The organism is Shewanella sp. BJSY2023SW007, assembly GCF_047314525.1.
Classification (GTDB): Bacteria; Pseudomonadota; Gammaproteobacteria; order Enterobacterales; family Shewanellaceae; genus Shewanella; species Shewanella chilikensis.
Map to the genome: position 1 here is coordinate 1 of NZ_JBKORL010000035.1, position 4,474 is coordinate 4,474.

The 4,474-nt window shown below is 49.7% G+C and carries 4 protein-coding genes; all 4 read left to right on the forward strand.

Annotated elements, in window-relative coordinates:
* Window positions 1–1,524: type VI secretion system tip protein TssI/VgrG (tssI, locus tag ACMHXE_RS06835; RefSeq protein WP_413731779.1), on the forward strand; the 1,524-nt coding region annotated here is incomplete at its 5' end.
* Between the two features lie 12 nt (window positions 1,525–1,536).
* Window positions 1,537–2,907, forward strand: a complete 1,371-nt coding sequence (locus ACMHXE_RS06840) for a PAAR domain-containing protein (RefSeq protein ID WP_101057688.1) — start codon at window positions 1,537–1,539, stop codon at window positions 2,905–2,907.
* A 26-nt stretch (window positions 2,908–2,933) separates the two neighbouring features.
* Window positions 2,934–3,737, forward strand: a complete 804-nt coding sequence (locus tag ACMHXE_RS06845; RefSeq protein WP_101057686.1) for an ankyrin repeat domain-containing protein — start codon at window positions 2,934–2,936, stop codon at window positions 3,735–3,737.
* A 77-nt stretch (window positions 3,738–3,814) separates the two neighbouring features.
* Window positions 3,815–4,399: an ankyrin repeat domain-containing protein gene (locus ACMHXE_RS06850; RefSeq protein ID WP_413731782.1), complete on the forward strand. Its 585-nt coding sequence runs from the start codon at window positions 3,815–3,817 to the stop codon at window positions 4,397–4,399.
* Window positions 4,400–4,474 lie beyond the last annotated feature (75 nt).

A 4,474-nucleotide genomic window follows, 5' to 3' on the forward strand; every position in this document is an offset into this window, starting at 1 on the left:
AAACATACGCTGATTTTCTGTGATGCCACCAGCAAGCTGCCAGCGGCCAAACAACTATTCCCCTATAACGCCTTGAGCGGCGGCGACAGCGAAGTACCTTTTGTCCGCAGCTTCAGTTACGCCAAGCAACTGGCGAGTGCCAAGGCCGAACTCAAGGATTACAGCTTCAAAAAGCCCGCTTATAGCTTTTTACAAACAGAAACCGCCAAGCGGTTGGCATTCCATCAAGCGGCCGCAGGGGATAAATACGAGCATTTTGATTACCCCGGACGCTACAAGGATGATGCTCAGGGGGGATTATTTACACCGGCCAGATTACAAGCATTGCGCAACGACACAGAAACGGCCGTAGGACAATCAAGTATTGTGACGGCCAGTGCCGGAGTGAAAATGAACCTTGCCGAGCATCCGGATACCGCATTCAACCGTGATTGGCTGCTGGTGGCTGTGAAACATCATGGCGTACAGGGCGCTGCGGCAGAGGAAACCAACAACACTACCCCGACCCAATATCAAAACGGTTTTCATGCGATAGAGGGTAACCTTCCCTGGTTGGCTATGCCCAAGACCAAGCCCTTGGTAACGGGTCCTCATATGGCTACCGTGGTAGGGCCTAAGAATGAAGAAATCTTCTGTGATAAATATGGCCGGGTTAAAGTGCAGTTCCCTTGGGATAGATATGGCCAGGCAAATGAGCACAGCAGCTGTTGGGTTCGAGTCAGCCAGGGGTGGGCCGGTGGCCAGTACGGCTTTATGGCCATCCCGCGGATTGGTCATGAAGTGATAGTCTCTTTTCTGGAAGGCGATCCGGATCAACCTATCATTACCGGCCGCACTTATCATGCTGCCAATCCAACCCCGTACCTGCTGCCTAACCACAAGACCCGAACACTGTTCAAAACTCAAACCCATAAAGGGGAAGGTTTTAATGAACTGAGGTTTGAGGATGAGGCCAGCCGGGAGCAGATCTATCTCCATGCCCAAAAAGACATGGATAGCGTCATCAATAACATCAAACGAACTGAAATCGGCTTGGATGAGCATATCACCATAGGCCAGGATCAGTTCCAACTGGTGAAAAACAACCGCCATACCCAGGTTGCGCAGGACGATATTGCCAAGACAGACAGAGATCATCAGTTGTTGGTCGGGCGGAACTTCATTCACAAGATAATCGGTGCGATGAAGCGCTATATAGGGGGAGGGCTTATCACTCGCATTGATGGGGGCAACCAAACCAATATCGCCGCTTCTGATGAACGGATTATTGGTGCAGATCTGCTGATTAAGGTTGGTAATGCCAGTTCTCAGAAAGCAAAAACCATTGTGCTGGATGCCGGTCAGGAATTGACCATCAAGGGGCCGGGTGGCTTTATCAAGTTGGACTCAGGTGGCGTCACTATTTCCGGAAATAAAGTCAAAATCAATGAAGGTGGATCGCCTGGCACAGCAACGGAACCCAAGGCTGTCGATCCGGAAGCGCCCGCTGAGCCAACCAAGCCCGATCTGGCTGACAGGCGTTAAGGGAGAAACTGTATGCCAAAAGCAGCCCGAATAGGCGATAGCTGTGCAGGACATGGATGCTTTCCCGCTACACCTATAACGGCAGGAAGCGGTGATGTCAGCGTCAATGGCATCCCAGCGGCCAGAAAGGGAGATTCGGTCCTGTTTCACGCCTGCCCGTGTCCCAAAATGCCACATGGTATTCATGGTCGTAGTATCTCTGCCGGCTCTGCGAATGTGTCTATCAATGGTAAAGCGGCTGCCAGGTACGGTGATGCTGTCGGGTGTGGAGGTTCGGTAGCCGCAGGCTCCGGGGACGTCTTAATTGGTGATACGCCATACCAGTCGACAGAGCATCCCTGTGGTGAGGCTGCGGCAAAAGACAATGCACCCTTCATCAAGTTGCTGCCTTTAGCCGCATTGCCTGTGATGCAATGGGCTGATGCCGGCGAGATGGTGTCTTTTCTGAATGACCCGGTCAACAGTGTTGCTGAGCGCAAGGCGCGATATGAAGCCCGTAAAGCATTGAGCCAAAGTCATGCGGGCTCGGCATCGGCGGCCAAAAAGGCTGCGTCGGAAAGATTGGCTTTCAATAACGACAATATACTGCGAGCAGAAGCTGCCCAGTATGTGTATCGTGTCGATGAATTCAAGCGGGGACACATCAGCGAACTACCAGAACCGCCTTTGGGCTTGGAAGCTGTGGATACCAGCAAAATTCCGGGATTGAATAATGCTGTCTTTTCGGACAAAGAAACTGGTTTCGGCGCCGGGCTATTCAAATCAGCCATCAACGACGAAACCATGTTGACATTCAGGGGAACCAATAATCGAGTAACAGGTAAGAAAGATTGGATAACTAATGCTAAACAGGGAATGGGAATCGAATCCAAGCAATATAACCAAGCCATGAAGCTGGCCAGGCAAGCATCAATGTCACCTCATTTGGAGCAACAACTTGTTATTGTGGGTCATTCTCTTGGAGGTGGCTTAGCGGCCAGTGCTGTCGGAGCAACGGGAATTCCTGGTTACACTTTCAATGCAGCAGGACTTCATCCAAAGACAGTTGAACGTTTTGGTGGCCTGCCGATGGCCGAAATAGATGGATTGATCCAGACTCAGGCGGTCAATGGTGAAATATTGACAGGCGGGCAGAAGTTGCGAGGAGTGTTACTGCCTGGGCTTCTGGGAGGAATTGGGAGCCTGTTTGGTCCAGTTGGTACTGGTCTTGGACTGTTGGCCAGCGGTGTATTGATGGCTCGGGATACGCTTCCAAGCGCGCCGGGGAAAATGCATTCGTTGGAGGGAAGCGGATGGAACCCCGCAACTCGCCATGGTATGGCGCAGGTTGTGGCAGGTATTGAAACACAGAAGCGTGAGGATATTACAACGCTTACTGGTTAGCATGAATCGAAAAGGTAACAGAAGTCATGATGAAACTGAAGAAGGGGCATTGGCTTGGCTTATTGATAGCGGGTGTACTCAGTGCTTGTGGAGTAGGAGGAAAACAGATGGATGCCGAACAGTTTTTTAAGCCTGAAATGGTTCAGTTAATAAAGCACATTCAGCAAGGGCGAGAAAAAGAAGCACGCGCCATGATAGTGGAAGGATTAGACCTTAATATGCATGGCGAAGAAGATATTACGCCGCTGCTTTGGCTTATTACACAAAATGATAAGCACGCGATAAAGCTCGCATTGGAACTAGGGGCAGATCCAAATTTTCCACAGGCTGATGGTGGCAATGTTATTACTTTTGTCGCAGGGGGCAAAGATATTGAGTTGCTTGAAATATTATTGGCGGCAGGCGGAGATGCCAATAGTATTGATCATAACAGAGAGCCGGCTGTATTTCAGGCGATTGGGGAATCTAATATAGAGGCTGTAAGAGTGTTACAGAAATACGGTGCTGATCTTAATGCCATTGATGCCTCAGAGATAAACTCCGCGCTTCATGCCGCTTTTATCAACCAATGGGAGCTGGTTTATTTCATCCTCAATCATGGTGGAGATTATAGGCAATACTCCAATGGTGGAGTTGATTTGGCCTGGATTATCCATGATATCGAACAAAAAAAACTGTTTAACGCGAACAGTGACAATTATCAGTGGTTATTGAAGGTTAAAGCTTTCCTTTTGGAGCAAGGGGTGAGATTTCCCCCGCCATCTCCTGCAGAAGTACAAACTCGTTGGGCTAAAGAGGGAAGAGCTGGTTACCAAGCGTTCGAGAATTAGTGGTGTTCTGCGCTTTGTCTGGCTTAAGTATGCGGTTGGCATGTGTGCTCTGTTCTTTGGTTTGGGTGGCGTCACAGATGGATGCTGAGCAGTTTTTTAAGCCGGAAATGGTGACGGTACTTCAGCATATTCAGCAAGGCCATGAAAAAGAGGCCAGAGCAGCGTTAACTGATGGACAAGACCTCAATATTCATGGTGACGAGGATATTACCCCTCTGCTATGGCTTATTTTACAGCAGGATAAAGCGGCGGTGGCTTTGGCACTCAAACTTGGGGCCGACGCTAACTTTAAGCGAGCGAATGGTGACAATGCGATTACGGCTGTAGCCGGGAATGAGGATACTGATTGGCTGAAAATGTTACTTGAGGCCGGTGGGGATCCCAACAGTGTGGATCGTAATCAAGAGCCCGCCTTGTTTCAGGCCGTAGGAGAAGGCAATAAGGAGGCTGTTGAGATCCTGCTGGATCACGATGCAAATGTGAATGCTGTCGATGGGCCTGGAAGTAACGCCTTGCAATACGCTGCTGCCATCAACGACTTTGAAATGGTGTACTTCCTGTTGCAGCATGGAGCCGACTTTACCCACAGTAACGATACCGGCGCGGATTTAGCCTGGAATATACATAAAAAGCTGTCCCGTGGGCTAATGCCGATCAGTTAAGACAGATCGCTTGACGATCTCACTGAAAGGATCAAAATCCGATGACCCCATGTCATCGGATTTTTTTATGCAACT